Source organism: Streptomyces sp. (assembly GCF_031178505.1).
Taxonomy (GTDB): Bacteria; Actinomycetota; Actinomycetes; order Streptomycetales; family Streptomycetaceae; genus Streptomyces; species Streptomyces gulbargensis.
In genome coordinates this window covers 1-1,586 of record NZ_JAPSIW010001050.1, presented here as the reverse complement: position 1 = coordinate 1,586, position 1,586 = coordinate 1, and the positions used below count along the sequence as shown (strand labels likewise).

General features: G+C 75.8%; 3 protein-coding genes and 1 pseudogene. 1 reads left to right on the top strand and 3 read right to left on the bottom strand.

Features of this window, described 5'->3' with window-relative positions; genetic code table 11:
• Window positions 1-73, top strand: a pseudogene (locus RIF68_RS36125) (recombination regulator RecX); the annotation flags it as partial.
• A 100-nt stretch (window positions 74-173) separates the two neighbouring features.
• On the opposite strand, the gene RIF68_RS36120 reads toward RIF68_RS36125, so the two are convergent.
• The 3 genes from RIF68_RS36120 to RIF68_RS36625 all read right to left on the bottom strand — a co-directional run bounded on the left by RIF68_RS36120 (window position 174) and on the right by RIF68_RS36625 (window position 1,462).
• Window positions 174-614: a rhodanese-like domain-containing protein gene (locus tag RIF68_RS36120; protein WP_309055897.1), complete on the bottom strand. Its 441-nt coding sequence runs from the start codon at window positions 612-614 to the stop codon at window positions 174-176.
• Window positions 615-640: 26 nt separating this feature from the next.
• Complete coding sequence (locus tag RIF68_RS36115) at window positions 641-1,243, bottom strand: cysteine dioxygenase (protein ID WP_309055895.1); 603 nt, start codon at window positions 1,241-1,243, stop codon at window positions 641-643.
• A 147-nt stretch (window positions 1,244-1,390) separates the two neighbouring features.
• Window positions 1,391-1,462 (bottom strand): putative leader peptide, encoded by a 72-nt coding sequence (locus tag RIF68_RS36625; protein WP_310851512.1) that lies wholly within the window; start codon window positions 1,460-1,462, stop codon window positions 1,391-1,393.
• Window positions 1,463-1,586: the final 124 nt, after the last annotated feature.

Genomic DNA, 1,586 nt, shown 5'->3' with positions numbered 1-1,586 from the left:
GGCGCTCCGCGTGGTCCGCCAGGCCCTGGAGGCCGAGGGCGAGGACACGGAGGGCCTCGACGAGCCCTTCTGACCCGTCAAGTCCTCGGGGCCGCGAATCACGCCTCCTCGGGCGCCCGACCGTCCCCACCCCCGGCACCTCGGCGTTTCCCGGTCCCCCGGGCCCCTGTCCCTCAGTGACCTCCGGCCGGCCGTAGGACCGGGAGGCCCGCCGCCTTCCAGGCCTGGAAGCCGCCGATGAGGTCGGTGGCCCGGTGGAGCCCCAGGCGGCGGAGGGACTCGGCCGCCAGGGAGGAGGCGTAGCCCTCGTTGCACAGGACCACCACCCGCAGGTCGTGGCCGACCGCCTCGGCCGCGCGGTGGCTGCCCAGGGGGTCCAGCCGCCACTCCAGCTCGTTGCGCTCCACGACCAGCGCCCCCGGGATCAGACCGTCCCGCTCGCGCAGCGCGGCGTAGCGCGTGTCCACCAGGAGCGCGTCCCCCGCCCGGTACGCCTCGTAGGCGGCGCGCGGCTCGATCCGGTCGAGGCCCGACCGGACCCGCTCCAGCAACTCGTCGATCCCCACCGGCGCGCCCGCGTTCACCCTGCCGCCGTCCGTCCGTTCCCCGGCCACCGGACCGCCCCTCCTCGTCGTCGTGCTCACTGCCAGTCCTCCGGGCGCTCGACCTGCTCCAGGCGGAGCACCGCGCCGGTCCGGCTGAAGCGCCGGATCAGGGGCAGCGGCGGGTAGTAGGCGTGCACCGACACCGCGTGGGTGTCGGCGGACTCGTTGAGCACCTCGTGCACATGGTGACGGCCGAAGGCGCGGCCCTCACCAGCCGGGAGACGCCGCGAGCGGTCGACGCCCTCGGCCAGTTCCAGCGTCCTCCAGCCGCGTGCCGGAAGCCGGACCGCCAGCGCGTGCTCGGTCAGAGTGCCGGCCGCCGTGGCGAAGGCGCCGACCGACTCGGCGTGGTCGTGCCAGCCGGTCCCCGTGCCGGGCGGCCAGCCGATGAGCCACGCCTCACTGCCGCCGGGGCCGTCGAGCCGTACCCAGGTACGGCCCTCCGGGTCGAGCGGCAGGGAGGCCACGAGCGCGCGGTCGGCGGCGGTGCGGCGCACGAAGTCGAGGAGATCGGCCGCGGTGGGAGCACCGGAGGAAGCGCCGACGCCGGCGGATGGGCCCCGGGTGGCGGGGAGTTCGGGAACGGCACCGGGCGAGGGCGCCGGGACGTGCGGGGGCAGGGAAGAAGACTGTGACACGGAGGACCGTCCTGGGAAGCGCGAAGGGACGCGCGCCGGCACGGCACCGTCCGAAGCGGCCCGGGCGTCGGCAAGGACGAAGCCGGGGACGGCCGGGCAGGCGTCAGGACGGGAAGGCGGCAGGGCGCGCGCGGGAAAACGGCGGGATCAGCAGGACGGACGACACACGCAGCCCGCGTACCGCAGAAGGTCCATATGAACCCTCCGCCACAGGCGCACATCGGTGTCGGTCACGCTCCGGAGTACACCACGCGGGCCCGCCGGAATCAACGCACGTCCGCCGTACGGTCGCTGCCGGCGGCCACCGGGGTGTCCGGAGCGCCGCCGCGCACCGCGTCCGCCG